This is a genomic window from Catenulispora pinistramenti (genome assembly GCF_018274385.1).
In the GTDB taxonomy this organism is placed as follows: Bacteria; Actinomycetota; Actinomycetes; order Streptomycetales; family Catenulisporaceae; genus Catenulispora; species Catenulispora pinistramenti.
In genome coordinates this window covers 1-3,673 of sequence record NZ_JAAFYZ010000415.1, presented here as the reverse complement: position 1 = coordinate 3,673, position 3,673 = coordinate 1, and the positions used below count along the sequence as shown (strand labels likewise).

General features: G+C 70.1%; 5 protein-coding genes. 2 read left to right on the top strand and 3 right to left on the bottom strand.

Annotation, left to right across the window (positions count from 1 at the left end; translation table 11 throughout):
* The first annotated feature begins 28 nt into the window (after positions 1–28).
* Entirely contained in the window at positions 29–325 is a 297-nt protein-coding gene (locus KGQ19_RS47935; RefSeq protein ID WP_212022222.1) for a hypothetical protein, read from the top strand.
* 188 nt (positions 326–513) lie between these two features.
* On the opposite strand, the gene KGQ19_RS47930 is transcribed toward KGQ19_RS47935, so the two are convergent.
* From KGQ19_RS47930 to KGQ19_RS47920, 3 genes are all read right to left on the bottom strand, one after another.
* Complete coding sequence (locus KGQ19_RS47930) at positions 514–972, bottom strand: SAM-dependent methyltransferase (RefSeq protein ID WP_212022221.1); 459 nt, start codon at positions 970–972, stop codon at positions 514–516.
* Positions 973–1,036: 64 nt separating this feature from the next.
* On the bottom strand, positions 1,037–1,750 hold the full coding sequence (locus KGQ19_RS47925; protein ID WP_212022220.1) for a DUF4352 domain-containing protein: 714 nt from the start codon (positions 1,748–1,750) through the stop codon (positions 1,037–1,039).
* Positions 1,751–1,883: 133 nt separating this feature from the next.
* Positions 1,884–2,645 carry a GNAT family N-acetyltransferase gene (locus KGQ19_RS47920; RefSeq protein WP_307856741.1) on the bottom strand — a complete coding sequence of 254 codons (762 nt, stop codon included), beginning with the start codon at positions 2,643–2,645 and terminating at the stop codon, positions 1,884–1,886.
* 460 nt (positions 2,646–3,105) lie between these two features.
* Between KGQ19_RS47920 and KGQ19_RS47915 the strand changes: the two genes are divergently transcribed.
* Positions 3,106–3,630 (top strand): hypothetical protein, encoded by a 525-nt coding sequence (locus tag KGQ19_RS47915; protein ID WP_212022218.1) that lies wholly within the window; start codon positions 3,106–3,108, stop codon positions 3,628–3,630.
* Positions 3,631–3,673 lie beyond the last annotated feature (43 nt).

Sequence of the window (3,673 nt, the reverse complement as noted above, 5' to 3'; positions counted from 1 at the left end):
ATCGGGTGGGGTGGGTAGAGGGGTTGCCATGAAGGCTGGGACGAAGCTGACGTTGGCCGCTGGACTCGGGGCCGGGTATGTACTCGGTACGCGCGCTGGGCGGGAGCAGTACGAGAAGATCCGGGCCGCGGCTCGGAAGGTCGCCGATGCGCCCGCGGTGCGGCAGACCGCGAACGTGATCCAGGTGCAGGCGTTCGAGATCACCCGGAATACCGCGTCCAAGGGGCGGGAGGCGGTCGGGCACATGGTCGAGACGGTGCGGCACCGGGGTGATGGCGACGGCGGTGACGCCGAGCCCGAGCGTGGTGCCGGGGAACTGGCGTAGTAGCGATACGTCGCGGAGCGCCGCACCGGTACCTGAGGTGGGTCCGGTGTGGCGGCGTGGCGTGGCCTGGTGCGGCGATGCCGTGCGGCGGGACCGTGCGGCAATGCCGTGCGGGCCGCTTTCGCGCGCTCAGGCAGCGTCTGCGGCACCGACCAGGGCTCAGTGGCAGCCCAGTAGTCAGTAGCGGCTCAGTAGTACTGACGCATCAGCTCGGTCGCCCACTCCGGCTGCGTCACCTCGCCGATCGGCCCGAACTCCGCCATGTACGGCTTCAGGTCCAGTACCGGCGTCCCGTCGACCGCGTCGAGCCCGGTGACGTGCACCTCCCGCCCCTCCACCTTCACCAGGCGGCAGCGTGAGACGCCGATCCGGTTCGGCCGGCTCTTGCCGCGCTGGGCGAAGATGCCGACCAGCGGCCACTCCGGGTTGTTGCGCGGGTGCCGGGCTCCGGTCTGCACCTTGTCCGGGTCTACCAGGTGGAACTGGTAGACGACCTCCAGGTGCGAGAACGCGTCCAGCCCGGCGAGGGCTTCGGGGCTGAAGCGTTCGTCGAGCCGGATCACGGCCTGTTCGCCGCCCCAGTCGTCGTCGCGCGGCTCGGTGCGACCGCCGACGACCTGGCCGATCGGGATGATGGTGGTGGTCATGCGGCCCAGGATAGGCGGCGGTCGGGTTCGGGGGAGTGCGGGCCCGGGCCGGGTGCGGTTGGGCTTACTTGCTCAATGAGATCACCGGCGGGGTCTGGCTGGCGTGCCACATGTTCCCCGAGAAGATGAGCCGGAACGGGGCGCCGTTGGCCGGGACGTCGAAGACCACCTCGCCGCCGACCGTGGCGCCGGGCGCCACCTCCTGGTCCTCGAACTTCTTCGCCGCCGGGAGGGTGTCCCCGGGGACGATGGATGTCAGGTGCGAGGCGTTGGTGTTGTCCCGCAGGTCGAAGGCGCCGATGGTGTCGAACATCGACTGCTGGCCGCTGACGTTGGTGACCTGGAAGTCCATCAGCAGCCAGGCCCGCGCCGGCGCCGGGGTGAACTGCGAACCGGCCGGCGGGTTCCAGGGCAGCTGGATCGAGTTGATCTTCAGCTTGAAGCCGCCCTCGGTGACGGTGTCGGTGAGCTTGTACATCGGCGCGTTCGTCGTCGGGCTGCTCGTCGACGCGGGCGCCGCCGGCGAATCAGTGTCCGATGACGTCACCGACGAAGAGTCCTGGTCCGACGTGGACGCCGAGCCCGACGGCGAGCCCGAGACCGAACCGGTGTCCGTGGATGACGCCGAGGCGGCGCTTGAAGCGGGGCCGAACGCCGAAGCGAGAGCCGCCGAACCCGTGGCCCCCGGTCCGGTCTGCGCCGAGACAGTCCCCTGCGACGCACACCCGGCAGCCGCCAACGCCACCATCCCCGCCGCGAGCAGAGCGCGTAACGGCATGCGGGTATGCCGAGAATGCAACATCACTACTTCCCCCACGTGTGAGTCTCCCGTTTGCGCAGCGCCCTCCCCAGGGCCGCGCGAGCCAGGCAAGGCTAGCGGGCCGTAGCCCCGGTCGCCAGCCAGGTAGGCGTCATGCCTCGAGGTGCAGCCACCATGTGATCCCGGCTCCGATCTGCCGAAAGCCACAGGTTTCGTACAACAGCCGCCCTTCCGTCGTCGCGTTCAGCACCGCATCGCGCGCACCGGCTTGCGCCGCTGCTGCCACCACCGCACGCAGCAAACCGCTGCCGATCCCGCGCCGCTGGAACCGCGGCCACACGTTCATGTCGAACACCCCGGCCGTCTCGCCGGTCAGATGCGACCACGCGCGGCCCGCGAACCTGGGGCCGGCGAGCTTGCGGCTCGCGGCCTTGCCGGGCTCTACATAGGCAGCGGCGTACCACGTGTGCTGAGGACGCACCCGCGTCAGCTTCAGCATCTCCGCATAGTCCGCGTACTCATCGCTGTAGTCGTTGCTCTCCTCCTGAAGCTCGACGCGAGGGTCGTCGGACACGCCGACGTCGGCGACCGGCGCCGCCATCCACGAAGGCGCCCATCCGCGCTCGAACCCCGCAGCCGCCAACGCCGAAGCGTCGACCTCCGTCCCGAGCCAAGCGCCGATGATCTGTACGCCGGTCTCGCGCGCCTCCTCCACGGCGCTCTGGACCGCATCAGCCGGAATCCGCGTCGGGAACATCAGATTCTGTTCGGCACCCTCACGGATCCAGTGCAGCGGCCCGTCGGTCCATGTCTGGCCGCCGAGCGCGGCGGCCCGGCAGCTGAACCAGCAGGTCTGCGCGGCCTCGCAGGCCTCGACAGTCGACATGCGGCCACCGTAACAACCGCCGCCCACGACGCGTCGAGTACCACGCAAGGAGAAAACGAGCCAAGGGAGGTGACACGTGCGTGACGACTTACCGCACGCTATGCGGGAGACCGCGCGTCGGCTCGATCCGGATGTCGGACGCCTGACTGCCGGCGGGGTGTCGCGCGGGACGCGGATGCGGCGGATGGGGTGGGTCGTGGAGGCGGCGGGCTCGGCGGTCGCCGTTACTTTGGTGTTCGCGGGGGTCGTTCTGTTCGGGACTCACCACGGAGCGGGGACGGCGACCGGACCGGGACCAGGTCTGGGACCAGGTCTGGGGCCAGGACAGGGGTCAGGACAGGGGTCAGGACAGGGGTCAGGACAGGGGTCAGGACCCGGATTAAGCGATGGTCATGCGCCAGCCACCCCGACCGCCACCGGCACCGGCACCCCGTCCACGACCGAGACCCCGACCACCACCGACACCCCGCAATTCCCCACCGCCCAGGTGGTCGGTGCCCTGAAGCAAGGCCTCGCCGGAACCGGCGTCACCAGCTTCTCCGCCGTAGTCCGGCGTGGCGAGGTCCTTTCCCAGATCACCGCTCCGCACGGGATCGGCTTCCTCGACCTCGTCTTCGGCGATCAGCAGGACACCACTACCACTACAGGGCACGACACGCCCCAGGCGCTTCCGGACGGTTCAATCGTCTACAGCGACGAGTCACGCGGCTCAGACGACGGCCGCAACCCCGACCACCTCGCGGTCACCCTGGTCCGCCCGGACGGCACAAGGCTCGTCGCGGTCGAGACGAACGCCCCCTCCGAGAAGGGCCCCGCGACCCCCGGCGCGCCGATGCCGCTCACCGCGAGGCAAATCAGTACCCTGCTGGACAGCCCGGTATGGGACGCCGCGATCCTCGCCGCCGTCGCCGACGCCCCCGATCCGACCAGCGTCGCCACCGATTCCACCGATCCCACCAACGCAGCCGGCGATCCCGCCGCCGCAATAGTCCCAGCCACTCCGCCAAGCTGACGACGACTACCGCTGCGCCTGCGCCGCCTGCGCCGCCTGCGCC

Bases quoted from the DNA above. Each gene is read 5' to 3' on its own strand.
- KGQ19_RS47925 (WP_212022220.1), bottom strand. From the start codon at position 1,750: ATGCCGTTACGCGCTCTGCTCGCGGCGGGGATGGTGGCGTTGGCGGCT.
- KGQ19_RS47935 (WP_212022222.1), top strand. From the start codon at position 29: ATGAAGGCTGGGACGAAGCTGACGTTGGCCGCTGGACTCGGGGCCGGG.
- KGQ19_RS47930 (WP_212022221.1), bottom strand. From the start codon at position 972: ATGACCACCACCATCATCCCGATCGGCCAGGTCGTCGGCGGTCGCACC.